22 protein-coding genes and 3 tRNA genes are annotated in these 23,950 nt (G+C 55.2%); 18 read left to right on the forward strand and 7 right to left on the reverse strand.

From position 1 onward, the window contains the following. Positions 1 to 197: 197 nt before the first annotated feature. Positions 198 to 1,493, reverse strand: coding sequence for an MFS transporter (locus tag M2418_RS15565; RefSeq protein WP_250983455.1), 1,296 nt, complete (start codon positions 1,491 to 1,493; stop codon positions 198 to 200). Between the two features lie 311 nt (positions 1,494 to 1,804). On the opposite strand from M2418_RS15565, the gene cyoA reads away from it, so the two are divergent. The 6 genes from cyoA (at position 1,805) to M2418_RS15595 (ending at position 7,131) form a co-directional block, all read left to right on the forward strand. Then, the gene (gene cyoA / locus M2418_RS15570; RefSeq protein WP_192487819.1) at positions 1,805 to 2,872 is read left to right on the forward strand and encodes a ubiquinol oxidase subunit II; all 1,068 of its coding nucleotides are present in this window, start codon (positions 1,805 to 1,807) and stop codon (positions 2,870 to 2,872) included. Positions 2,873 to 2,942: 70 nt separating this feature from the next. Beyond that, on the forward strand, positions 2,943 to 4,946 hold the full coding sequence (gene cyoB, locus M2418_RS15575) for a cytochrome o ubiquinol oxidase subunit I (RefSeq protein WP_250983454.1): 2,004 nt from the start codon (positions 2,943 to 2,945) through the stop codon (positions 4,944 to 4,946). A 4-nt stretch (positions 4,947 to 4,950) separates the two neighbouring features. After that, a complete protein-coding gene (gene cyoC / locus M2418_RS15580) occupies positions 4,951 to 5,577 on the forward strand; it encodes a cytochrome o ubiquinol oxidase subunit III (RefSeq protein WP_250983453.1) in 627 nt (208 codons plus the stop codon). Then, on the forward strand, positions 5,577 to 5,969 hold the full coding sequence (gene cyoD, locus M2418_RS15585) for a cytochrome o ubiquinol oxidase subunit IV (protein ID WP_259147717.1): 393 nt from the start codon (positions 5,577 to 5,579) through the stop codon (positions 5,967 to 5,969). Before cyoC ends, cyoD begins: the two co-directional genes overlap by 1 nt. Before the next feature lie 104 nt (positions 5,970 to 6,073). Then, a complete protein-coding gene (locus M2418_RS15590; RefSeq protein ID WP_259147719.1) occupies positions 6,074 to 6,853 on the forward strand; it encodes an SURF1 family protein in 780 nt (259 codons plus the stop codon). A gap of 202 nt (positions 6,854 to 7,055) precedes the next feature. After that, a tRNA-Phe gene (locus M2418_RS15595) sits at positions 7,056 to 7,131 on the forward strand. 174 nt (positions 7,132 to 7,305) lie between these two features. Here M2418_RS15595 and M2418_RS15600 read toward each other — a convergent pair. After that, positions 7,306 to 7,381: transfer RNA gene (locus M2418_RS15600), tRNA-Thr, on the reverse strand. 246 nt (positions 7,382 to 7,627) lie between these two features. Next, on the reverse strand, positions 7,628 to 8,584 hold the full coding sequence (locus M2418_RS15605) for a nitronate monooxygenase family protein (protein WP_259147721.1): 957 nt from the start codon (positions 8,582 to 8,584) through the stop codon (positions 7,628 to 7,630). A gap of 228 nt (positions 8,585 to 8,812) precedes the next feature. Here M2418_RS15605 and M2418_RS15610 point away from each other — a divergent pair, with 228 nt between their 5' ends. After that, positions 8,813 to 9,985, forward strand: coding sequence for a hypothetical protein (locus M2418_RS15610; RefSeq protein WP_259147723.1), 1,173 nt, complete (start codon positions 8,813 to 8,815; stop codon positions 9,983 to 9,985). 141 nt (positions 9,986 to 10,126) lie between these two features. On the opposite strand, the gene M2418_RS15615 is transcribed toward M2418_RS15610, so the two are convergent. Then, positions 10,127 to 10,201 (reverse strand) — tRNA-Thr (locus M2418_RS15615). 154 nt (positions 10,202 to 10,355) lie between these two features. Between M2418_RS15615 and M2418_RS15620 the strand changes: the two genes are divergently transcribed. From M2418_RS15620 to M2418_RS15665, 10 genes are all read left to right on the forward strand, one after another. After that, positions 10,356 to 10,619, forward strand: a complete 264-nt coding sequence (locus M2418_RS15620; RefSeq protein ID WP_250983446.1) for a hypothetical protein — start codon at positions 10,356 to 10,358, stop codon at positions 10,617 to 10,619. A gap of 104 nt (positions 10,620 to 10,723) precedes the next feature. Further along, entirely contained in the window at positions 10,724 to 12,016 is a 1,293-nt protein-coding gene (gene murA / locus M2418_RS15625; protein WP_192486840.1) for a UDP-N-acetylglucosamine 1-carboxyvinyltransferase, read from the forward strand. 200 nt (positions 12,017 to 12,216) lie between these two features. Next, positions 12,217 to 12,654, forward strand: a complete 438-nt coding sequence (locus M2418_RS15630) for a DUF2948 family protein (protein ID WP_259147726.1) — start codon at positions 12,217 to 12,219, stop codon at positions 12,652 to 12,654. A gap of 139 nt (positions 12,655 to 12,793) precedes the next feature. Further along, a complete protein-coding gene (gene hisD, locus M2418_RS15635; protein ID WP_259148028.1) occupies positions 12,794 to 14,092 on the forward strand; it encodes a histidinol dehydrogenase in 1,299 nt (432 codons plus the stop codon). 3 nt (positions 14,093 to 14,095) lie between these two features. After that, entirely contained in the window at positions 14,096 to 14,569 is a 474-nt protein-coding gene (locus M2418_RS15640) for a UPF0262 family protein (RefSeq protein ID WP_259147728.1), read from the forward strand. Between the two features lie 8 nt (positions 14,570 to 14,577). Further along, a complete protein-coding gene (locus M2418_RS15645) occupies positions 14,578 to 15,057 on the forward strand; it encodes a low molecular weight phosphatase family protein (protein WP_192486837.1) in 480 nt (159 codons plus the stop codon). 118 nt (positions 15,058 to 15,175) lie between these two features. Next, positions 15,176 to 15,394 (forward strand): translation initiation factor IF-1, encoded by a 219-nt coding sequence (infA, locus tag M2418_RS15650; RefSeq protein ID WP_027673809.1) that lies wholly within the window; start codon positions 15,176 to 15,178, stop codon positions 15,392 to 15,394. Between the two features lie 120 nt (positions 15,395 to 15,514). Further along, positions 15,515 to 16,138 carry a Maf-like protein gene (locus tag M2418_RS15655; protein WP_192486836.1) on the forward strand — a complete coding sequence of 208 codons (624 nt, stop codon included), beginning with the start codon at positions 15,515 to 15,517 and terminating at the stop codon, positions 16,136 to 16,138. 5 nt (positions 16,139 to 16,143) lie between these two features. Next, on the forward strand, positions 16,144 to 16,347 hold the full coding sequence (gene yacG, locus M2418_RS15660; RefSeq protein WP_259147736.1) for a DNA gyrase inhibitor YacG: 204 nt from the start codon (positions 16,144 to 16,146) through the stop codon (positions 16,345 to 16,347). Between the two features lie 27 nt (positions 16,348 to 16,374). Continuing rightward, complete coding sequence (locus M2418_RS15665; protein ID WP_259147737.1) at positions 16,375 to 17,208, forward strand: DUF6030 family protein; 834 nt, start codon at positions 16,375 to 16,377, stop codon at positions 17,206 to 17,208. A gap of 28 nt (positions 17,209 to 17,236) precedes the next feature. Here the strand turns inward: M2418_RS15665 and galE are convergent, their stop codons facing one another. From galE to mscL, 3 genes are all read right to left on the reverse strand, one after another. Next, a complete protein-coding gene (gene galE, locus M2418_RS15670; protein ID WP_250983440.1) occupies positions 17,237 to 18,274 on the reverse strand; it encodes a UDP-glucose 4-epimerase GalE in 1,038 nt (345 codons plus the stop codon). A 155-nt stretch (positions 18,275 to 18,429) separates the two neighbouring features. Next, on the reverse strand, positions 18,430 to 19,596 hold the full coding sequence (locus M2418_RS15675; RefSeq protein WP_259147739.1) for a pyridoxal phosphate-dependent aminotransferase: 1,167 nt from the start codon (positions 19,594 to 19,596) through the stop codon (positions 18,430 to 18,432). 156 nt (positions 19,597 to 19,752) lie between these two features. Further along, the gene (mscL, locus tag M2418_RS15680; protein WP_250983438.1) at positions 19,753 to 20,181 is read right to left on the reverse strand and encodes a large conductance mechanosensitive channel protein MscL; all 429 of its coding nucleotides are present in this window, start codon (positions 20,179 to 20,181) and stop codon (positions 19,753 to 19,755) included. A gap of 220 nt (positions 20,182 to 20,401) precedes the next feature. On the opposite strand from mscL, the gene M2418_RS15685 reads away from it, so the two are divergent. Further along, entirely contained in the window at positions 20,402 to 23,911 is a 3,510-nt protein-coding gene (locus M2418_RS15685) for a PAS-domain containing protein (protein WP_259147741.1), read from the forward strand. Positions 23,912 to 23,950 lie beyond the last annotated feature (39 nt).

Here is a 23,950-nt window from a genome sequence, read left to right on the forward strand (position 1 = left end):
ATTTCATGACCCGCGCCAAACTGTGCTGTCGACACGAACATCGCGCCAATTTATGTCAGCATGACTTACATATCTATGTTGATTTCAGAAATCAAGATTAATTAACGTCGGCGCAATAAAAATACGAAAAGCCGTGAAATCCTTTACGAATTTCACGGCTTCAAGGTTACTTAGGTTAGTTTGTTACTAAAAATCAATCAGGTCGCATCGAGCGTTGTGCTGAATGCAAGAGCAATAAGCGTTGCGACCGCGCCGGACAGCAAATAAAGTCCGGCCGCTATGAGACCAAATTCTGACGAGAACCCGAGAGCCACCAGCGGTGCAAAACCGGCACCGATGAGCCAAGAGATGTCCGATGTCAGAGACGCACCGGTATAGCGGTATTCACGACTGAAACGCGAAGCAAGCGCACCGCTTGCCTGACCGAAGGACAGACCCAGCAGCGAAAAGCCGATCAACACGAACAGGTAACGGCCAATATCACCCGAGTTAAGCAACAGTGGCGTTACGAGACTGAAGAGCGCGATCAGAACAGCAGCCGCGCCGAGCAGTTTGCGACGGCCGAATTTGTCAGCCAGTACGCCGGACACGACAATCATGCCACCACAGATGATGGCGCTAACGAACTGTACGAACAGGAAGTCTGAAATCTTCTGGTTGGTGTTGAGCGTGACCCAGCTGAGCGGGAACACGGTGACCAGATGGAACAGTGCAAAACTGGCCAGCGGAACGAAGGCACCGGTCAGAACGATGCGTGACTGCGACCGCAGCATTTCGAAAACCGGCCTGGGTTCCAGCTCATGGCTTTGCACCATGGCCTGGAATTCCGGCGTCACGATCATGCGAAGACGGGCAAACAGCGCCAGCACATTAAGTGCCAATGCCACGAAGAACGGGAAACGCCAGCCCCATGCCAGGAATTCAGCATGTGACAGTTGAGTGAAGAAAACGATGAAGAAGGCGCTTGCCAGGCCAAAACCCATGGCCGCACCGATCTGCGGCATCATGGCATACCAGCCACGTTGTTTCGCAGGTGCGTTCATCGCCAGAAGCGAGGTGAGGCCGTCCCATGCACCACCAAGACCAAGTCCCTGCCCTATACGGAACACGGCGAGCAGGACTGGCGCCATCATGCCGGCGTCCGCAAAGGACGGCAGGAAGCTGATCGCCATGGTGGAACCACAGAGTGTAAACAATGCGACGGTCAATTTCGCCGCACGCCCAAACTTTCTGTCGATCTGCAGCGAGATCATTGAGCCGATGGGGCGGGCAATAAAGGCCAGTGAAAAGACCGCGAAGGAATAAAGAGTTGCTGTCAGTGGATCTGCATATGAGAAGAAGACGTAGGGAAAAACCAATGCCGATGCGATGGCGTAGACAAAGAAGTCAAAAAACTCTGTCATTCTTGCCAGAATGACCGCGATGGTGATGCGGTCCGGATCGACTGTCGCAGGTGTTTCAGGATAGGTCTGCGAACTATTGATATAACTCATTTTATTCCTCCTGCGTATGGCGCACCATGTTGGGTAACGCGCTGGCTCCTCTTCCGTTGCGTTACCTGCGGCGGATTGTCACACAGTCTGCGCACAGCCGTCAAATGAAGATTACAGGAAGGGCTTGCTCCAAGGGCCTTCTATGAGATAATGCACCCAGCCATGCCGTGGCTGTTGCGCTGCGGCGATCCCGCTGCACCGCGACAAAATACCTCATTACAATAATGACGTTTGGCAATTATTCGCGGTACAATTGAAACAGTACGAGTTTTAAGAACGTGCCCACGATCAAGAAATTTTCTTCTGCCTTCATGGCATTTTCGTCGTTGCTGCTGCTCAGCGGCTGCGATCTCGTGGTTATGAACCCTTCCGGGGACATTGCCATCCAGCAACGTGATCTCATCATCACCTCAACAGTGTTGATGCTGCTCATCATCGTTCCGGTTCTTGCATTGACGCTGTTCTTTGCATGGAAGTACCGTGAATCGGCGAAGGCTGAAGATTACGATCCAGAGTGGCACCACTCCACGCGCCTTGAAATGGTGATCTGGTCTGCTCCCGTTGCCATCATTCTCATGTTGGGAACCGTGACTTGGATCGCAACCCACCGTCTGGATCCGTACCGCCCGATCGACCGCATTGATGCGGACCGTCCTGTGACAGCCGAAACCAAGACCCTGACGGTCGAGGTTGTGGCCATGGACTGGAAGTGGCTGTTCTTCTACCCGGAACTGGGCATTGGCAGCGTCAATGAATTTGCTGCCCCGATCGATGTTCCGATCAACTTCAAGATTACCGGCACCACGGCGATGAACTCGTTCTACGTGCCTGCACTGGCTGGCCAGATTTACGCCATGGGCGGCATGCAGACCAAGCTGCACGCAGTCATCAACAAGGAAGGCGTTTATGACGGCTTCTCGGCGAACTTCTCCGGCCCTGGCTTCTCGCACATGCGCTTCAAGTTCCACGGTCTGAGCAATGAAGGCTTCGACCAGTGGGTTGCCAAGGTCAAGGACGGCGGCAAGGGCTTTGGCCGTATGGAATACCTCGAATTCGCCAAGCCGAGCGAGCGTAATCCTGTCGAGTACTTCGCCAGTGTCGACCCACAGCTGTATGACGCAATCCTCAACCGCTGCGTAGAGCCGAACAAGCTTTGCATGCGTGACATGATGCACATCGACGCCAATGGGGGCGGCGGCAAGGAAGGCATCGATATCGCCAAGGCGCTGAACTCCGTGATCTGCACCCCGCTTTCGCCTTACGGCATGGCATCCGGTTCGCAGTCCACGCCAGCGGCTATCGAAGGCCAGACATTCGTTCCTGCTGCTCTGCCTGACATCAAGGCTGCCCTGCCGGAAAGCAAACCGGTTGCCGGCTGACTGGCATCACTGACTTTCAACGGCGCGGAACCCCCGCGCCGACATTTGTTTTGAATCGCAAGAGGCTAAAATGGTCGTCAATTCCGATCAAACGTCCTTCCTTTTCGGGAAGCTGACGTGGGAGTCCATCCCGCTCCACGAGCCAATTCTCGTTGTAACTTTCGCGGCTGTTGCCCTCGGTGGCGCGGCACTTCTCGGTATTCTCACCTATTTCCGCGTTTGGGGCTACTTGTGGAAAGAATGGTTTACCAGCATCGATCACAAGAAGATCGGTATCATGTACATCATTCTGGCCCTCGTGATGCTGCTGCGTGGCTTTGCCGACGCCATCATGATGCGCATCCAGCAGGCCATCGCCTCAGGCGGATCCGAAGGTTATCTCAACCCGCACCACTATGACCAGATCTTCACGGCGCACGGCGTGATCATGATCTTGTTCGTGGCAATGCCGATGATTACCGGTTTGATGAACTTCGTCATTCCCTTGCAAATCGGTGCGCGTGACGTTTCTTTCCCCTTCCTCAACAACTTCTCGTTCTGGATGACGACAGCTGGCGCTATCATCACCATGATCTCGTTGTTCATCGGTGAATATGCACAGACAGGCTGGCTGGCCTATCCGCCGCTTTCCGGCATTGAGGGCAGCCCTGGCGTTGGCGTGGATTATTATATCTGGGGTCTACAGATCGCCGGTGTGGGAACGACGCTGTCAGGTATCAACCTGATCGTCACCATCATCAAGATGCGCGCACCGGGCATGACCATGATGCGCCTGCCGATTTTCGTCTGGACATCGCTGTGTTCCAACATCCTGATCGTGGCTTCGTTCCCGATCCTGACCGGAACGATCGCCCTGCTGACGCTTGACCGTTACGTTGGTACGAACTTCTTCACCAACGATCTCGGCGGCAACCCGATGATGTACGTCAACCTCATCTGGATCTGGGGCCACCCGGAAGTCTACATTCTGATCCTGCCTGCCTTCGGCGTTTTCTCCGAAATCGTCTCGACCTTCTCGCGCAAGCGTCTCTTCGGTTACGCTTCGATGGTTTACGCGTCGGTGGTGATCACCATTCTGGCCTATATCGTTTGGCTGCACCACTTCTTCACCATGGGATCCGGCGCCAGCGTCAATGCCTTCTTCGGCATAACGACGATGATTATCTCCATTCCCACGGGTGCCAAGATCTTCAACTGGCTGTTCACCATGTATAAGGGCCGCATCAATTTCGATGTCCCCATGCTGTGGACCATCGGTTTCATGATCACCTTCGTCATCGGTGGTATGACCGGCGTTCTTCTTGCCGTTCCTCCAGCAGACTTCGTGCTGCACAACTCGCTGTTCCTGATCGCCCACTTCCATAACGTGATCATCGGCGGCGTGCTGTTCGGCGTTCTCGCCGGCATCGTCTACTGGTTCCCTAAGGCATTCGGTTACCGTCTTGATCCGTTTTGGGGTAAACTGTCCTTCTGGTTCTGGTTTGTCGGCTTCTACTTCGCCTTTATGCCGCTCTACGTTCTCGGCCTGATGGGCGTAACCCGCCGCCTCAGCCAGTTCGAAGACACGTCGCTGCAGATCTGGTTCATCATTGCCGCATTCGGCGCGTTCCTTATCGCACTCGGCATTGCCTGCTTCCTGATCCAGCTCTTCGTAAGCTTCCTGAAGCGTGACCAGTTGCGCGACGTGACCGGCGACCCCTTCAACGGTCGTACGCTGGAATGGTCCACGTCTTCTCCGCCACCGGCCTATAACTTCGCTTTCACGCCTGTCGTGCATGAAGTCGATGCCTGGGCCGACATGAAGAAGCGCGGTGCAGAACGTCCTGTGGAAGGGTTCATTCCTATTCACATGCCGAAGAACACCGGTACGGGCGTCATTCTCAGCGCCATCAGCATTGCACTTGGCTTTGCTCTGGTGTGGCATATCTGGTGGTTGGCTGCGCTATCATTGCTTGCCATCATTGGCGTCTCCATCGCTCATACCTTCAACTACAATCGCGACTACTACATTCCGGCTTCGGACGTGACCAAAGTAGAAGCGGAGCGCACCAAGCTGCTCGCAGAACAGGCGTAACAGAATGGCCCAGACACACGCACCAACCGCCGATACAGGCGAAGCGCCGGTCTTTTACCTGAAGGAAGACCACCACCCGGAAAACGGCACATCGCTGGGTTTCTGGCTCTACCTGATGAGCGACTGCCTCATCTTCGCAACCCTGTTTGCAACCTATGCCGTGCTCGGCCGCAGTTATGCGGCCGGTCCTTCCGGTGCAGACCTTTTCGACCTCAAGCTGGTTGCCATCAACACGGCGTTCCTGCTTCTTTCCTCGATCACCTATGGCTTTGCCATGCTGGAATCGGAAAAGAAGAATATCAAGACGACGTTGATATGGCTTGGCATTACCGGCGTGTTCGGCCTCGCCTTCCTATGCGTTGAACTTTATGAGTTCTACCACCTGATCCACGAAGGTGCGACACCGCAGCGCTCCGCGTTCCTCTCGGCGTTCTTCGCGCTGGTTGGTACACACGGTCTGCACGTGACCTTCGGTATCATCTGGCTGGTCACACTGATGTTCCAGGTTGGCAAGCACGGCCTTATCCAAGCCAACAAGCGTCGTCTGATGTGCCTGTCCATGTTCTGGCACTTCCTTGACGTGGTCTGGATCGGCGTATTTTCCTTCGTATATCTGATGGGAGTTCTGTGATGGGTTCCGAAACACACACACACCACGATGATCATGAACACGATCATCACGATGGCGCAGATCACGGCAGCTTCAAGTCCTATATGATCGGCTTCATCCTGTCGGTTCTTCTGACAGCTGTTCCGTTCTGGCTGGTTATGGGCGACGTTCTTGACAACAAGACCTTCACCGTTCTGCTGATCATGGGCCTCGGCGTCATCCAGATTTTCGTTCATATGATCTACTTCCTGCATATGAACACAAAGTCTGAAGGCGGCTGGACCTTCATGGCGCTGATTTTCACCGTTGTTGTAGTGATGATCACGCTGATCGGCTCGCTCTGGGTCATGTACAACATGAACAAGAACATGATGCCGACCATGACAATCGAGCAAATGCGAAACTTGCCCTGATCTTTCAGGGCAATGTCAGCGCCGTGCATTCACCCGAATGCGCGGCGTTTTTCTTTCCGGCACAGACATTGAGTGCAGGGCCGGAACAGGCAGGAAAGATCCCCATGACCATCCCGACACCCCATTCCACGCCAGTTGCGCACCGTACCGGCCCTTCACGTCTGGCTATTGCCGTTCTCTATACGCTGTCCGCCTGCCTGATCACCTCTCTGTTGGCGCTCGGTACATGGCAAGTGCAGCGGCTTGGTTGGAAGGTGGATCTGATTGAGCGCATCAATGCGCGTGTGCATGCCGAGCCTGTTGCACCACCCGCACGCGCTGAATGGACGGCTCTGAAACCCGAAGATTATGAATATCGCCGCGTTCAGCTTTCTGGTGAGTTCCAGAATGACAAGGAAGCGGCCGTTTATACAGTTACCGATTATGGCCCAGGCTATTGGATCTTGACGCCACTGCGGATCGAGGATGGCTCCACAGTCATCATCAACCGCGGTTTTGTGCCAACGGACAAACGCTTGGCCGAAACGCGCCAGCAGGGCCAGATAACCGGTTCTGCGACGGTGGTTGGCCTGATGCGTGCACCGGAACATGGCGGACTTTTCCTGCGGACGAATGATCCCGCCAATGCCCGCTGGTATTCGCGCAATATTGAAGAGATCGCTGCCGCGAATGGTCTGAGCGATACTGCGCCATTTTATATTGATGCCGATGCCACCCCAAACGATGGCGGCGTGCCGATCGGCGGCCTGACACAGTTGAAATTTCCCAACAGCCACCTCTCCTACGCTATCACCTGGTATGTCCTTGCGCTGATGGTTGCGGTTGCAACATGGTATGTGCGCCGGAATATGAACACCCGCCGTAAGCCAGCTGTGGAAGATTAACAACGGAAAGCCCATATTTATCACGGGACTAGCGAAAACTTTGGCGGCTAATCAGCCGTCATTTTTTTTAACCGTGAAATTCCTCAAAAAAAATGCTTTCAGGCGCTGGACATGGCCGAACAAGATGTTATAACCCCGCTCACTTTCGGGAGAGCAAAACTCTCGGTGACCTGAAAAGGTCGAGCCTCACACGAGGTAAAGTGCCCGAATAGCTCAGTTGGTAGAGCAGCGGATTGAAAATCCGCGTGTCCGTGGTTCAAATCCGCGTTCGGGCACCACTTCTTTTCTCAAAGACTTTCAGATTGATGTGGCACAGCAACAGCCTGCTGATTGTCCGATCATTTGCTCTGAGCTCTTCGCCATATTCAACTCTACCATGCGCCTTGAACGCAAATGAAAAGCGCAGCAAAACTCGCGACTGCAGACATTCAGTTTTTGATATCAGGGAGAAATGGTGCCGCTTACGTGACTCGAACACGTGACCCCGTCATTACGAATGACGTGCTCTACCAACTGAGCTAAAGCGGCACTTTCGTTATCCGTGAACGGATAAACATCATGCGGGGGCTGATACAGATAATGACGGTGGATTTCAAGTGCTGAAATAACGGCAGGTCAATTTTCCATTGCCATGCCACCGCCAATTTGAGCGACGCAAAGCCCCATTTGCGCAACGTCAAATTTGCCAGTCGGCAGCATGCCTCCGTCAATGTTGCCGGCACATTCCGAGTGCATTTTTCGAGCACCATAAACCCCGTCAGAAGCGGCAAGATTTCATAGCGCCAGACGCTGACGTGCCTCCTGGTATTCAGCCTCCAGCCGGTCAACAAGGGCGGCAACACTGCCCACACCATCAATCGAACCAACGCCCTGCCCAGCACCCCAAATGTCTTTCCAGGCCTTGGCGCCGGTGACGGCAGCGCCAAAGTCCATCTTGGAGGGATCGGCCGAGGGCAGATTGTCTGGATCAAGCCCGGCTGCCGTGATCGACGATTTGAGGTAGTTACCGTGAATGCCGGTAAAATAGTTCGAGTAGACAATATCACCGGCACGCGCCTCGACCAGCGCCTGCTTGTAGGCGTCCGTGGCGCGGGCCTCTTCTGTGGCGATGAATGGCGTGCCGATATAGGCCATATCAGCGCCCATGGCCTGCGCTGCCAGAATTCCGCCTCCTGTGCCAATCGCACCGGCCAACAGTAGTGGGCCATCAAACCAGCTGCGTATTTCCTGAACCAAGGCGAAGGGTGACAGCGTTCCCGCGTGACCACCGGCGCCAGTTGCTACCGCAATCAAGCCGTCCGCCCCCTTGCGAATGGCAGACTGCGCGTGGCGATTGTTGATAATGTCATGCAGGACAATGCCACCATAAGAATGAATGGCGGCATTGACCTCTGGAACCGCGCCCAGCGATGAAATCACAACCGGCACCTTATATTTCACGCAGAGCATAAGATCATGCTCAAGGCGCTTGTTGGAGGTATGGACAATCTGGTTCACGGCAAATGGCGCGGCCGGGCGTTCCGGATGCGCCGCATTATGTGCCGCAAGCTCTTCTGTCAGCTGGGCCAGCCACTCATCCAGCTGGCTTTCCGGGCGGGCATTCAAAGCGGGAAACGCGCCAATCACACCGGCCTTGCATTGCGCCAGCGTCAACTGCGGGTGCGAAATAATGAACAGCGGCGATGCCACAACGGGCAGCCTCACATTGTTTTTCAGCACTTCTGGCAGCATTCGTTTCCTCCACCTTACGTTTACGCACACGTCAACAATATAAGAGTGAACGTGCCACACAAGTCAAAATCATTGATGGCTTAAGTGTTTTGCGCGACCATCCAAAGGCCAGAGTGCTTGTTTTCCCGGGATCAATGATGCATTTGATTAGCTTGAAGCTTGTGATTGCCAAAATCTGACGGTAGCGATTGCAAAAGAATCAACTGTGACGTCAAAAAAGGACCCTTTGTGAGCGGACTGGAAACGGCAATTCGCAATGCGCTTGAGAAATCGGACCGGGCAAATCCTGAGGTTCGCGCGCGCATTTACCAGTCATCACGTCAGGCCCTCGAAGCGGGCATGCGTAAGCAAGGCATAAATGACCCAGAGGTCATTGCCCAGCAACGACACCGTTTGGAAACACTGATCCGCGAGATAGAAACCCAGGAACGCGACAGGCTGCTCGACAAGATCGAGTCCCATATGGTCAGGCCCCCATCACCGGCTGCCCCTGCCGTCGCGCCAGCCGTCTCCGCTCAGAAAACCGCGCCAACCTTCACGGAATCCGTTCAGCCAGAAATGCGCTCCGCTCCGGTGGATGAGTATGACGAGGCACCTAGCCTTGATGATCACGACAGGGATTATCCGCAGCCTGAAGCGCCATCTCGTGATGTTTACGCAGCTGAACCAGCACAACAGCGCACAGCGCCATCGGAAGGCGGCTCGCTGGCCTTCAAGCCAGAACGTGCAGTCCGCCCCAGAAAACGACGCGGCTTTTTCGCTCGCCTTCTGCTGACCTCCGTTACTCTTGCCTTTATCGGCATGGGGGCATGGTGGGTGTATTCCTCCGGGCTGCTGCTCAGCGAAGCGGAGCGCGACACCAGCGTGCCGAACCCACCAGCGCAGGTCGAATCGGAAGATTTTCAAGGCAACGCCCCTACGCCTGCTTTTGATCCGGCACGTGGTTTTTCTGACGACTGGGTCGAAATCTACCACGCCGACAAGCGCGGACAGGGCATGAAGGCCGGTTCCAACGCCAGCATCGAGCAGATTGCCACGGCCGCAGGCGTAGCCAGCCGCATTACGTCCAGAACGCCGTCGGAACAGGGCAACATCAGCATTGAAGTGCCTGTCAATGTACTGCAGGAAATGGCTGGCAAGTCCTCAACGATTGCGGTGACGCTGCAATCCTCGACTGATCGCCAGACGCAAGTGGCCATCAGCTGTGATTTCTCAAGCCTGGGTGATTGCTCACGCCACCGCTTCACGGCAACACCTGAAAAGGCTGATCTGCTGTTCCGCGCGACGTTTGAACGGTCACTCGTGCCGAACTCTCCCGGCCAGTTGCTGATCAACAGCGATATCGATGGCAACGGCTTGCCGATCAATATTTATTCGGTGCGTATTCTGCCGGGCCAATAAAACTTTTCCACATACTGAAAAGATTAGCTTTGACGTGAGGGGCGACTGCGCCTCTCTCAGCGAACGCAAAAACGCGTGATTTAACACAATAAACCGAATTCCGGTTAAACCGAAAATCATAAGTTATTTTAAGGAGGTAAATGGTGCTGCTAGAGAGATTTGAACTCTCGGCCTCTCCCTTACCAAGGGAGTGCTCTACCCCTGAGCTATAGCAGCATCTGGTGTCTGACTTGGTCTCGACACTTCAAGCGTGGCGCCTATTGCCATAGGTTTTTCCCGAGCGCAAGCAGCAATTTGATAGTTATTCACATAGTGGTGCAAAAAATAGCCGGCTCTATGGATTTGAGGATTTTTCCGATAATGTCGAAACATGACTGAAGACACCACAAAACAAGGGCTCGAGCCCATTTCCTCCGCCGCTGATGACACAGCAGATACCCTTGAGCAAAAAATTGCGAAAAAGGGCGACCGCAAAGATCAGGTGAAAGAACGTGAGGAGCAGCGCAGGGCGCGGGCGGCACAAAAGCTGCGTGAGAACCTGCAACGGCGCAAACATCAGGCCCGGGCACGACGTTCCGGTGCAGAAGATGAAACAATCGGTTTGCCTGCCGCAAAAACGGACGAATCGTGCTGACAAGAAAATTGACTGCCAAAATTGCAACGCTGCAGGATTTCGTCTAAGGACACCAATCCTTCACAAAGGCACGAGAAAGGCGGGCGCAAAGCCCGTAGGGACGTATGGATCGCATCAAAGTAACCGGCGGCAACAAACTTAACGGCATTATCCCGATTTCGGGTGCCAAGAATGCTGCCCTGCCGTTAATGATCGCCTCGCTGCTTACCAGTGATACCCTGACACTTGAGAACGTGCCGCATCTGGCCGACGTGGAGCAGTTGATCCGCATTCTCGGCAACCATGGCGTTGATATTTCCGTCAATGGCCGCCGCGAAAGCCAGGGTGAATCCTACTCGCGTACCGTTCACTTCACCTGCCGCACCGTTGTCGACACGACAGCACCTTACGAACTGGTTTCCAAGATGCGCGCCAGCTTCTGGGTTATTGGCCCGTTGCTTGCCCGTGAAGGCAGAGCCCGTGTTTCGCTTCCCGGCGGCTGTGCCATCGGCACACGCCCGGTCGATCTGTTCATTGACGGCCTAGAAGCGCTCGGTGCAACGATGGAAATCGATGGCGGCTACATCACTGCCACTGCCCCCAAGGGTGGTCTTGTTGGCAACAGCTACACTTTCCCGAAAGTTTCGGTCGGTGCCACGCATGTCATGCTGATGGCGGCCACACTCGCCAAGGGTACGACGGTTATTCACAACGCGGCCAAGGAGCCGGAAGTTGTTGATCTCGCCAAGTGCCTGACCGCCATGGGCGCAAAAATTGAAGGCGCCGGCACCTCGACAATTACCATTGAAGGCGTGACGTCGCTTTCCGGTGCACGCCACCGCGTGCTGCCAGACCGCATTGAAACCGGCACCTATGCCATGGCTGTGGCCATGACCGGTGGTGACGTTGTGCTGGAAGGCACCACTGCTGCCCTGCTGGACACAGCCCTTGAGACCATTCGCCGCTCTGGCGCCACCATTACCGAGACCGAAAGCGGTCTGCGTGTGGTGCGCAACGGCAATGGCATTCAGCCGGTTGATATTGTCACCGAACCTTTCCCCGGTTTCCCGACCGACCTGCAGGCACAGTTCATGGCGCTGATGACCCGCTCGCAGGGCGTGGCCCATGTGACGGAAACCATTTTCGAAAACCGGTTCATGCATGTGCAGGAACTGGCGCGGCTTGGCGCAAAGATCACCCTCTCCGGCCAGACGGCCCGCATTGAGGGCACCGAGCGCCTGCGTGGCGCACCAGTCATGGCAACAGACCTTCGCGCCTCTGTTTCGCTGGTCATTGCCGGTCTCGCAGCCGAAGGTGAGACAATCGTTTCCCGCGTCTACCACCTTGACCGTGGTTTCGAGCGGCTTGAAGAAAAGCTGACCCGTTGCGGCGCGCTTGTCGAGCGCATCAGCGACTAATAACGGGCCGTATTTCCGGCAAAGCATGTGTTGCGCAGCTTCATTCCCCCGTTGCGCAACGCCGCCTGATTTCCTATCTCCTTGATAAAGCATTTTCTGTTTACACCGAGCCACCAGTGCGGCAGCACTGGGCTCGGCAGGATTTGCGCTCAAACAGGTGCGGCGCAGCACGGCGCCGCTATGCCACAAGGAATAGAACAATGGCTGATCTTAAACTTCTGGCACTCGACGGCGAGGATCTCGCGGTTATCTCCACCCATATGCAAGACAGTGTCTTCAAGTTGGTGGATGCATCCTATGACGCTAAGCGGGGCCAGTTTGCGCTTTCGGTCAACCGCTTTGTGTGGGAAACGGCGACCGTTAAAAACAGGCCTTTTGAGCGCAGCCGCGCTGTTCTCGTTCTAAAACGCGTTCAAGCCGTGCGATCTCACGACATCGATCGCAGCAACAAGGATCAGGTTCATTCGCTGCTGGCCATTCGTTTCACCGCAAAGGGAGATGGTCCGGATGGCACGATCGAGTTGACGCTGTCCGGTGGCGGTGCAATCGCGCTTGATGTGGAGTGCATCGAAGCGCAACTGGCTGATGCCATCGGTTCCTGGGAAACGGCATCAAAGCCCCAGCACGTAGACGAGTAACATCTGGGCGAATAACACTCCGGATGTTGCACAAAACATCCGTTTCGATCTATGCCACAGCCCTGAAATCGCTATACACTTACTGCGATATGCAATACCCCGCCAATCGATGTGGCGGGGCATGAGAGGGTTATACGACGTGGCAATCTGGCTGGAGCAGACATCCGAGACGTTTGAAAAGACTTTTGCGGATTTCCTGACAACCAAACGAGAAGTTTCCGAAGATGTGAACGCAACCGTCCATGCCATCATTGATGATGTCAGGAAACGGGGTGATGCAGCGCTGGCGGAATATTCGCTGCGGTTCGATGGGCTCGACTTCTCCAAGGTGCCGATGCGCGTCACCAAACAGGAAATTGCCGCCGCAATCGATTTGGTCGATCCGGCCGTTGTCGATGCCTTGAAGCTGGCTGCAAAACGCATTGAAAAGCACCATGCCCGCCAGATGCCAAAAGATGATATCTACGAAGACGATATCGGCGTTGGTCTTGGGTCCCGCTGGACAGCCATCGAAGCGGTTGGCCTTTACGTGCCCGGCGGTACGGCAAGTTATCCAAGCTCGGTGCTGATGAATGCCGTTCCGGCCAAGGTTGCCGGCGTAGAGCGCATCGTCATGGTTGTGCCGGCCAATGGCGGCAGCATCAATCCCGCCGTTCTCGCTGCAGCGCATATTGCGGGCGTTGAAGAAATCTACCGCATTGGCGGTGCCCAGGCCGTGGCAGCCCTTGCATACGGTACGGAAAGCATTGCCCCGGTTGCCAAGATCGTTGGCCCTGGCAACGCCTATGTAGCTGCTGCCAAGCGCCAGGTATTCGGCACGGTTGGCATCGACATGATTGCAGGCCCCTCAGAGGTCCTTGTTATTGCTGACAAGGACAACAACCCGGACTGGCTGGCCGCCGACCTGCTGGCGCAAGCCGAACATGACCGTGGTGCGCAATCCATTCTTATTACCGACGACGCGGAACTCGGTCATGCGGTGGAGGCGGCTGTCGAGCGCCAGTTGAAATTGTTGTCGCGTGCAGAAACGGCAACGGCGAGCTGGGCCGATTTTGGCGCCATCATCATCGTTCCGGATCTGGCAACCTCCGTTCCGCTGGCAAACCGTATTGCCGCCGAACATCTGGAACTTGCCGTGGAAGATCCGGACGCCCTGATCAGTAAGGTCAGAAACGCCGGAGCGATCTTTGTTGGTCGCCATACACCTGAAGTGATCGGCGATTATGTCGGTGGTTCGAACCACGTTCTGCCGACCGCGCGCTCGGCACGGTTTTCGTCCGGCCTTTCGGTTCTCGACTTCGTCAAGCGCACCTCTATTCTGCGGCTTGGCGCCGAACAATTGCGACAGCTGGCACCTGCTGCCATTACCCTCGCCCATTCCGAGGGACTGGATGCGCATGCCAAGTCAGTTGCCATACGCCTCAATCCTGAAGGGTGATGAATGGCCACAGGCGCTTTCAGGCTTTGCGACGTTATTCTGGATGAGAGCATTGGCCGCTCTACGCCGGATGTCGAGCATGAACGCGCCGTTGCCATTTTTGACCTGATCGAGGAAAACAGCTTCGAGCCGCTTGGCCATGCTGGCGGCCCTTACCGGCTGTATATTTCGCTGGTGGAGGCCAAGCTGGTCTTTTCCATCAAAAGCGAAGACGACAAGGATGTGGCAACACATATTCTTTCGCTGACGCCGTTTCGCCGGATCATCAAAGACTACTTCATGATCTGCGAAAGCTATTATGAAGCCATTCGGTCTGCGACCCCAAGCCAGATCGAAGCGATCGACATGGGACGGCGCGGTATCCACAATGACGGCTCCCAAACTCTGATGGACCGCCTGTCCGGCAAGATCAAAGTTGATTTCGATACGGCACGTCGCCTGTTCACCCTTGTATGCGTTCTCTACTGGCGGGGCTAGGTCGGGCGATGAGCGATCCTTCAGTCAGCCACACAGAGCCCAAAGCACCGCGCGCCATTCTATTTATGTGCGGTATGAATTCCATCCGCTCCCCCATGGCCGAGGTCATTGCCAAACAGCTGATTGTGCCGGGCATCTATATTCAATCGGCCGGTGTACGCTCAGGCGAGCGCGATCCCTTCGTTGATGCGGTTCTGGATGAGGTTGGTCTGACGCTTGGCAAACACAAACCGAGAACACTTGAAGAAATCGAGGATGATTTTTTCGATCTTATCATTACATTAACACCGGAAGCCCATCACTCCGCGCTGGAATTGACCCGCTCCAATTCGCTCGATGTGGTCTACTGGCCGACCATGGATCCGACCGTCGTAACCGGCACACGCGAGCAGATTCTCGATGCATATCGTGACGTGCGGGATTACCTGACACGCATGATTACAGAGCGATTACCCACCCGTGGAAAACCGTTCTCGGAGACGGTTTGAAACAATTGAAGATTTCGTGAACTGCAAGGTTCACAAATGGGTGGCGATTGTGTAGTTTCCGCCCAATTTTCCCGGACTTATCTGTCCGGTATAGATAGAACAGAAAGAAAACCTCCACATGACAAAAGAAGAAGTCCTCGAATTTCCGGGTGTCGTCACCGAACTCCTGCCTAATGCGACCTTTCGCGTGAAGCTGGAAAACGAACATGAGATCATTGCCCACACCGCTGGTCGCATGCGCAAGAACCGCATTCGCGTTCTGGCTGGCGACAAGGTTCTGGTTGAAATGACACCATACGACCTGACCAAGGGCCGTATTACATACCGCTTCAAATAAGACGACAAGGCTGGCGCATCGATCCGGACATATGAAGCGATTTTCGGAAACAGCGTTGCGCCGATAAAACAGGGTTGAGCGCCGCAAGCGCACGACACTCGAGAAGCGGCTGGGGCATTCATGACGGCACTAACTCAAAAGCTGATACTGGCTTCCGGCTCTCCGCGCCGGTTGGATCTTCTCAATCAGATCGGAATCAAGCCTGCGCGTTTGATGCCGATGGACATTGATGAAACACCAGTACGTCTTGAGCATCCCAGAACCCTATGCCGCCGCCTGTCTCTTCAGAAGGCGCAAGCCGCTTACGCCGCCATCAAGGGTGAGCTGAGCTGGAGCGATGCCTATGTGCTTGGCTCGGACACTGTTGTCGCCGTTGGCCGTCGCATTGTCGGCAAGGCGGAATATGTCGAGGAAGCATCAGCTGCACTGCATCTTCTTTCCGGGCGCAGCCACTGGGTTTACACCGGCATCTGCCTGGTGACACCCGGCGGCAAGATCCGGCAGAAAATTGCTGAAACAAAGGTGCGTTTCAAACGCCTTTCCAGCAGTGAAATCGACAATTACATTGCCTCGGGTCAATGGCGCGGCAAAGCCGGTGCCTACGGCATTCAGGGCATTGCTGGCTGTTTCGTCCAAAAATTGACCGGTTCCTATTCCAATGTCGTGGGACTGCCACTTTATGAAACAGCAACATTACTGGCTGGAGAAGGCTTTGATGTCGTATCCGGCTGGGCGGAAGGCTGAGACGGATGACGACGACAGGAAATGTAACGCCCTTGCGCAAAACGCAGCCGTGCCCGGAATGCGGGCATCCATCTACGCGGGATAATTATCCTTTCTGTTCGGATCGCTGCCGGTCTCTTGACCTCTCACGCTGGCTTAAGGGCTCCTATGCCATTCCGGTGGCAGAGGATGAAAGCAAAGCCTCCGCCGAACGTCAGGGTGACGAATAAGACAAAGCGTTTCCGGGGGCAGTTCGGATGGATAATCATCCTCTCAAACGAAAAAGCCGAACGCTTCCAATCCTGATTTCCGTTGCATTGGCCTGTGCCGCGATTGGCACGCCGTTACTGTTGGCCAATGACAAACGGCACCTGCGCGCTCTGCTCGACTACTTCCATATTGACTGGCTGCACCCAAAACCTTCAGTGGAAGTTGCGCCGGATCAAAAGACAGAGCGACCACAGGTCTCCCAGCTGCCGCCAGTGCCCGAGCGGTTGCTGCTGCACACACTCAACGATCTGCCTTCGGCTTTTGTGCGCCAGTTCCGTGTTCCCGGCCAGAGCCTGTGCGATGTCTTTGCGCACAGCGGTTTTATCATTGCCGGTAGCGGCTGGCAGGCCAGCCCCTATGACGCCAATACCTTCGAATGCCTTGCGGAAGAAATGCATGAGGCAACCGATGGCACCACCGACTTTGCCTCGTTTTTTCTGGACATAAAGGGTGCGGCTGACGGACGGGTGACGTCACTGCGCATGAAAATTGCCAGCCCTGCGACTGACGACGGCAAACGCATGCGTGAGCAGCTGGACAAGGCTTTGACGCTTGCTGCCCAGCAATTGCGCTGGACGGACCTGCCCCAGACCATTCCCGCAGAAGACTATGATACCGACCATTTCGGCATGCGCGTTTCAATCAAACGCGAATTCAGCAATCAGGACCGCTACAATATTCTGATTGTGCCAACCGACCGGACGGCCGAGTTGAAGCGCACGCGCAACTTTTTTGATACGGCGCAATGGCTTGTCGCTGCGGCACCGGAACGGGACATGCCTTTCCGGCATCAACCCGCCCACAAGGCGGCACCGGGCTGACATTTACAGCCCGGCTGTTTCGGTCGATTTAACGATAGCCGGCGACCGCCAGCTTGCGCTGAATTCTGTCCAGATCGCCTGCACGCTGATCTTCCAAGGTTTCCTCCCAAGCCAGCGCTGTGCGGATGATCAGGTTCAGGTCATCGTAACGCGGCTGCCAACCGAGTTCAGTTTTGGCAACGGTTGAATCAGCCATCATGCTGGCCACATCACCTGGACGACGCTGGCAATAATTCACCTTGATCGTGCGGCCGTATTCCTGCTGGACCGCAGAAATAACGTCCATGACCGAATAGCCGTGGCCATAACCGCAATTGGCAACCAGGGGCTGGCCACCGGCGCGCAGATACTCCAGAGCGCGGATATGCGCATCGACCAGATCGTTGACATGAATATAGTCCCGCACACCCGTACCGTCATGCGTGTCATAGTCGACACCATAAACGTCGACATGGTCACGTCTGCCGGTTGCTGCCTCACAGGCAACCTTGATAAGGTGTGTCGCACCTTCGGCCGACAGGCCTGTACGTCCCTGAATGTCAGCGCCCGCCACGTTGAAGTAACGCAGCGCCACATAACGCAGATCATGGGCGGCAGCGGCATCGCGCAGCATGATTTCCGACATCAGCTTGGAAAGGCCATACGGGTTTTCAGGGCTCAAAATGGCGGTTTCTGCGACCGGGCCATTTGCATGCTGGTTGCCGTAGACAGCAGCCGTCGAAGAATAAACGATGTTCTTCACGCCATGCGCCAGCGCCGCGGACACCAACTTTCCGGTTTTGCTGGTGTTGTTCTCGTAATAATCGAGCGGGCTGGAAATAGAATCCGGTACAATCACCGATCCTGCAAAATGCATGACCGTATCGATGTCATTTTCAGAGAAGATCTGGTTCAGCAGTTCGCCATCGCCGACGTCGCCCAGGTAGAAACGAGCCTGCGGTGCGACAACCCAGCGAAAGCCGGTCGAAAGACGATCCAGAACGATGACGTCTTCGCCTGCATCCAGCAGTGCCCAGACCATATGGCTGCCGATATAACCAGCCCCACCCGTAACCAGAACAGACATTTATGTACTTCCCTGTTTCTTTTTGTTGGAAGCACAAAACCATTCAACTGTTCACTATTCATTACGTTACGGGTGCGCCGGCAGAAAACGGCAAGTAATTCAAAAAACGTTACTTACAAGCCGTTTTCAAAACCGATAAAATTTTATCTGATCTCCTATCGGCTCAAAATATAGGACGACAGGCGGTCTGCGGCGTCGCGAATGTGGTCAGGATTGCGCAGGAAGCAGGCGCGCAGGAACAGTTCTCCACCCTTGCCAAACGCGGTTCCCGGAGCAAGGCCGACACCTGTTTTATCGACGATATCAAACGCCGCTTCACGACTGTTGGTGACACCGTCAATTTTCAGAAATGCGTAGAGGGCACCGTCCGGCTTCAGCGTTTCTACCCGGTTGGTAGCAATCAAAGCATCGCAGAGAATATCGCGTGATAACCGTGCACGCTCATAGTTTTGCCGTACAAAGTCATCGCCCTCATCCAATGCGACTACCGCACCACGCTGCATGAATTGTGCCACGCCCGACGTAGAATATTGGATGAGGTTCTCAATCACTTGGCCGATCTCTGGTGGTGCCACCACCCAGCCAACGCGCCATCCGGTCATCGACCAGTTCTTGGAGAAGGAATTGGCGAAAACAATGCGATCACCTTCGTCCATCACATCAAAAAACGATGGAGCGCGACCCTCGCCATAATAATATTGGGCGTAAATTTCGTCAGCAATGATCCACAGGCCATGTTTTCTGGCCAGCGCCAGAATATTGGTAAGGTCTTGATGGGTGGCGACCCATCCCGTCGGGTTGGATGGTGTGTTGATGAAGAGCGCTCGGGTTTTGGGTGTGATGGCGTCTGCAATTTTCTCGATGTCCAGCGACCACTTGCCATCGGCAAAATCGATGCCCACGCCAACGGCACTCGCGCCAGCAACACCGATGGCAGCGACGATATTCGGCCATGTCGGTGAGAGGTAGATCATCTCATCACCCGGTGATGTCAGAGCCTGCACGGCAAGCGCGATGGCCTGCATGCCCGAGCCGGTGACCAGAAAACTGTCCTGCGGCAGGGAAACGGAGAAGTGGCGCTGGTAATAACGCGAAAGCGCATCGCGCAATTCCGGAATACCGCGCTGCCAGGTGTAGAAAGTTTCACCGGCATTTAATGCTGCTACGGTGGCGTTGCTGATGAAATCAGGTGTCGGCAGGTCGCCTTCGCCAGTCCACAAAGGCAACAGGCCTTCGCGGCCACGGGCATATTTGACGATTTCAATGATACCGCTGGCAGGCGCGGCGAGAGATCTGGCACTCAAGCTATTCAATAAAGACATAAAGGACACACTCCGTTTGTCCTTTATTACGCAATCACCCTGCCCTCTTCCATGGAAATTACGTGAAGATCATATCGCATTTTGTGATGGGTCGAGAACCGGCCAGCCCTGCAACTGCCCGGTTCAAAAATCGATGGACGCCTAGGCTGAAAAAGATCAGCGCGTCTTGAGAAGATCGCGGATTTCCGACAGCAGCTTGATGTCTTCCGGTGGTGGTGCCGGTACAGCTTCTTGCGCTGCTTCCTTACGTTCCACACTGGCGCGGATCTTGTTTACACCCTTGACCATCAGGAAGATGATCCAGGCAAGGATCAGGAAATTGATAGCGACGGTAAGGAAGCTACCATATGCGAAAACCGCACCCTGCTCACGAGCGGCCGCCAGCGATACTGCTGTTACATTTGAGCTAAGTGGCAAGAAGTAGTTCGAGAAATCAAAGCCACCGAAGATCGCGCCGACAATTGGCATGACGAGGTCGTTGACGACTGATTCAACGATCTTGTTGAAGGCCGCGCCGATGATAACGCCGACAGCAAGGTCCATGACGTTGCCTCTGGCGATAAAGGTTTTAAATTCATTGAGCATTCAAGATGTCCCCAGTTAGATCAGTCCAACGAACGCCAGACTGCTTCATAATAACATGCTAAACCGAAGTTTAAATGCTTCTCTATCTATGCGCGTGATTATCTAGCCAACGCCAAACCATTGACGACCAAAGAGTAATTTCCAACCTCGTGCATTTGTCCTATGGTTTGCCTCGGAGGATCATGAAAGCCTGTCATTTTTACCGGGCGATGGAGGACATGTGCTTCCCGGGTGGATTATCTTAGTTGCGGCATTTGCCTATATTCTGCTGTTGTTTGTTGTCGCCAGTCTTGGTGACCGCAACAGCCGCAGGACAAGTGTTTCCAAACGCGGCCGCCCGATCGTCTATGCGCTCAGCCTGGCGATTTATTGCACGTCCTGGACGTACTTCGGTGGTGTTGGACTTGCAGCAACACACGGGCTGGAATTTCTAGCCATCTATATCGGTCCGGTGCTTGCCTTCACCATCGGCATGCCGGTTATCAGGCGCATCATTCAATTGGCTAAGGCCGAGAAACTGACATCTGTTGCTGACTTTATCGCAGCGCGCTATGGCAAGAACTCAGCCGTCTCAATCATCGTAGCGTTGATCTCGCTGATCGGAGCCATTCCCTACATCGCGCTACAGCTGAAGGCGGTTTCCAACTCGGTTGCCGCCATGGTCAACCCATCCGATTATGGCATTGGCAGCGGTAATCTCTACTTTCTCGACCTTGCCTTCATCGTCACCGTGTTGATGGCGGGTTTTGCGGTGATTTTCGGCACGCGCCACACCGATGCGACCGAACATCAGGACGGGCTTATCCTGGCCATCTCGATGGAGTCGCTCGTCAAGCTTTTGGCGATCTGCACGGCCGGCATCTACGTAATATTTTTCCTGTTTGACGGTCCTGTGCAGCTTTGGGAACTGACCCGGCAAAACGAGCAGGCCATGGCAGCGCTGACCTATCAAACGCCGATCAGCCGCTGGATCGTGCTGACCATGCTGTCATCCTTTGCGATCATCATGCTGCCGCGCCAGTTTCATGTCACCGTTGTTGAAAACCGCACCAGCGAAGAACTGCGCATGGCAGGCTTTCTGCTGCCGCTCTACCTCGTCGCCATCAATGTGTTTGTGCTACCCATCGCCATGGCGGGTGTGATCACACTCGGCAATGCTGGCGAGGCAGATCTGTATGTGCTGCAACTGCCGCTGACTGGACAAATGCCTGTTGTCACGCTGATCACGTTCATCGGCGGGTTTTCTGCGGCCACCGCCATGGTAATCGTAGCGTCGGTCGCACTTTCCATCATGATTTCCAACGACATCGTGATGCCGATTTTCCTGCGCCACAAGCTGATGAGCCGCACCACGCATCGCGCCGATTTTGCCAAGACGCTGCTGAACATCCGCCGCACCGCGATTTTTGCCGTTCTATTGTTGGGATATGCCTATTACCGCGCTGCCGACAGCACCACCGGTCTCGCGTCGATCGGCCTTCTCGCCTTTGCAGCTATCGCGCAGATGGCGCCGTCGCTATTTGGTGGCCTGTTGTGGCGCAGAGCAAATGCGCGCGGTGCCATTGCCGGTCTGGTGTCAGGTTTTCTGGTCTGGGCCTACCTGCTGTTTTTGCCAAGCCTTGGCGGACCCGACTATTCACGGGTTGCGGCAAGCATTCTCGGTTTCGTGTTTCCTGGCCTGTCGCTGTTCAATCCGGAAAACCATGATCCGCTTGTCAACTCGGTTATCCTTAGCCTGATCGTCAACAGTCTAGCCTTTATCCTGGGCTCCCTGTCGCGCAATCCACGGCCGGTGGAGCGCATCCAATCCGGCATTTTCGTCAAACGTCACTCCCGATCGCAGTTTGCGACACGTGGCTGGAAAACACGGGTCAGTGTTGGCGACCTTAAAAGTGCAGTGGCCCGTTATCTCGGCGAAGAGCGCATGCAGCGTTCACTGGCTACCTATGAAAAAACCGCCGGACGAAAGCTGGATGACGATCAGCCAGCCGATATGGCCCTTATCCATTTCTCCGAACAGTTGCTCGGCAGCGCCATCGGCTCGTCATCCGCACGGCTTGTGCTGTCGCTTATCCTGCAAAAGGCGGAAGATACCAATGCCGATACGGCCTGGTTGCTCGATCAGGCCAGCGAAGCGCTGCAGTATAATCAGGACATGCTGCAAACTGCGCTTGCACAGATGGATCAGGGCATTGCGGTTTTTGACAGCTCCCACCAACTGACCATCTGGAACAGGCGTTTCAGAACCCTGCTTGACCTGCCGGAACAGTTTGGTCGTGTCGGTCTGCCGCTTTCCGACATTGTCGCCATGCTGCAGGCGCGCGGTGATGTTACTTCGCGGGATTCCGATCAGCTTATCGGCAACTTCCTGACACTCGACATGCCATTCTCGATAGTCCTGTCGCAGAGCGGACGGATCATTGAAGTCCGCTCCAACGCGATGCCGGACACCGGCATCGTCGCGACCTTCACAGATATTACCGAACGGGTGGCCGTCGACCGCGCCCTACAGCAGGCCAATGAGACACTCGAACAGAGGGTGGCGGAGCGCACCAGCGAGTTGACGCGGGTGAATTGTGAACTCGCCGAAGCACGCGCCCTTGCCGATGAAGCCAATATCGGCAAAACCCGGTTCTTTGCGGCAGCCGGCCACGACATTCTACAGCCGCTCAACGCCGCGCGGCTTTATTCTTCGGCACTTGTTGAGCGGCTAGGCACGTCCGATGACAGCACACTGGTGCAGAATATCGACTCGTCGCTCGAATCCGTGGAAACGATCCTCGGCGCAGTTCTCGACATTTCCCGCCTTGATACCGGCGCCATGAAACCCCGCTTTGCATCTGTGCCGCTCAATGATCTGCTGCGGCGGATCGAGACGGACTTCGCACCGATTGCCCGCGAAAAAAATCTGAAGCTGGTTGTCATGCCGACCTCGCTTTCCGTGCGCTCCGACCCGAACCTGCTGCGTCGCTTGGTGCAAAACCTGGTTTCTAACGCCATCAAATATACGCTGTCGGGCAAAGTACTTGTCGGTGTGCGCGGTGACGGGAAGAATGTTGTGCTGCAGGTGATGGATTCCGGCATCGGCATTCCAGCCTCCAAGTTCCGCACTGTCTTTAAAGAGTTTGCGCGCCTTGAGGAAGGCGCCAGAACGGCAACTGGGCTCGGGTTGGGGCTTTCTATCGTGGATCGCATTTCTCGTGTGCTGAACCACCCTGTGCAGCTTTCTTCGACGCTCAGTAAAGGCACGACCTTCCGTATCAGCCTGCCGCGCGACAAGTCCGAGAATACCAGCGTCACCGCCCTGCCAATCGGCAATGCCGGGGGCATGCACGAACCGCTGGTCGGTTTGCGGGTGCTGTGCATCGACAATGAGCCGAAAATCCTTGAGGGCATGGCGCTGCTGATCAGCGGCTGGGGCTGCGAGGTGCTACAGGCCGATGCGATTGCTGCGCTTGATCTGTTGCCCGTGACATCACCACAGCCGCCAGACCTGATTATCGCCGACTATCATCTCGGCGATGGCAGTGGTGTTGGTGCCATCCTGCTTTTACGCGCACTCTATAAGGCGGACATCCCTGCGCTATTGATCACGGCCGATCGCACACCAGAGGTGCGCAACGAGGCCGAAAAACACAACATCACCATTCAGCACAAGCCGGTGCGGCCTGCGGTGCTGCGCGCTTACATGACGCAGCTTTCAGCGCGTATTCGTGCAGCAGCAGAATAAGGTCCTGGAAATACCCTGCCAATAAAAATGCCCCGCAAT

It is taken from the genome of Rhizobium sp. BIGb0125 (assembly GCF_024810055.1).
In the GTDB taxonomy this organism is placed as follows: Bacteria; Pseudomonadota; Alphaproteobacteria; order Rhizobiales; family Rhizobiaceae; genus Agrobacterium.

Bases quoted from the DNA above. Each gene is read 5' to 3' on its own strand.
- M2418_RS15565 (WP_250983455.1), bottom strand. From the start codon at position 1,493: ATGAGTTATATCAATAGTTCGCAGACCTATCCTGAAACACCTGCGACA.
- cyoA (WP_192487819.1), top strand. From the start codon at position 1,805: ATGGCATTTTCGTCGTTGCTGCTGCTCAGCGGCTGCGATCTCGTGGTT.
- cyoB (WP_250983454.1), top strand. From the start codon at position 2,943: ATGGTCGTCAATTCCGATCAAACGTCCTTCCTTTTCGGGAAGCTGACG.
- cyoC (WP_250983453.1), top strand. From the start codon at position 4,951: ATGGCCCAGACACACGCACCAACCGCCGATACAGGCGAAGCGCCGGTC.
- cyoD (WP_259147717.1), top strand. From the start codon at position 5,577: ATGGGTTCCGAAACACACACACACCACGATGATCATGAACACGATCAT.
- M2418_RS15590 (WP_259147719.1), top strand. From the start codon at position 6,074: ATGACCATCCCGACACCCCATTCCACGCCAGTTGCGCACCGTACCGGC.
- M2418_RS15605 (WP_259147721.1), bottom strand. From the start codon at position 8,584: ATGCTGCCAGAAGTGCTGAAAAACAATGTGAGGCTGCCCGTTGTGGCA.
- M2418_RS15620 (WP_250983446.1), top strand. From the start codon at position 10,356: ATGACTGAAGACACCACAAAACAAGGGCTCGAGCCCATTTCCTCCGCC.
- murA (WP_192486840.1), top strand. From the start codon at position 10,724: ATGGATCGCATCAAAGTAACCGGCGGCAACAAACTTAACGGCATTATC.
- M2418_RS15630 (WP_259147726.1), top strand. From the start codon at position 12,217: ATGGCTGATCTTAAACTTCTGGCACTCGACGGCGAGGATCTCGCGGTT.
- M2418_RS15640 (WP_259147728.1), top strand. From the start codon at position 14,096: ATGGCCACAGGCGCTTTCAGGCTTTGCGACGTTATTCTGGATGAGAGC.
- M2418_RS15645 (WP_192486837.1), top strand. From the start codon at position 14,578: ATGAGCGATCCTTCAGTCAGCCACACAGAGCCCAAAGCACCGCGCGCC.
- infA (WP_027673809.1), top strand. From the start codon at position 15,176: ATGACAAAAGAAGAAGTCCTCGAATTTCCGGGTGTCGTCACCGAACTC.
- M2418_RS15655 (WP_192486836.1), top strand. From the start codon at position 15,515: ATGACGGCACTAACTCAAAAGCTGATACTGGCTTCCGGCTCTCCGCGC.
- yacG (WP_259147736.1), top strand. From the start codon at position 16,144: ATGACGACGACAGGAAATGTAACGCCCTTGCGCAAAACGCAGCCGTGC.
- M2418_RS15665 (WP_259147737.1), top strand. From the start codon at position 16,375: ATGGATAATCATCCTCTCAAACGAAAAAGCCGAACGCTTCCAATCCTG.
- galE (WP_250983440.1), bottom strand. From the start codon at position 18,274: ATGTCTGTTCTGGTTACGGGTGGGGCTGGTTATATCGGCAGCCATATG.
- M2418_RS15675 (WP_259147739.1), bottom strand. From the start codon at position 19,596: ATGTCTTTATTGAATAGCTTGAGTGCCAGATCTCTCGCCGCGCCTGCC.
- mscL (WP_250983438.1), bottom strand. From the start codon at position 20,181: ATGCTCAATGAATTTAAAACCTTTATCGCCAGAGGCAACGTCATGGAC.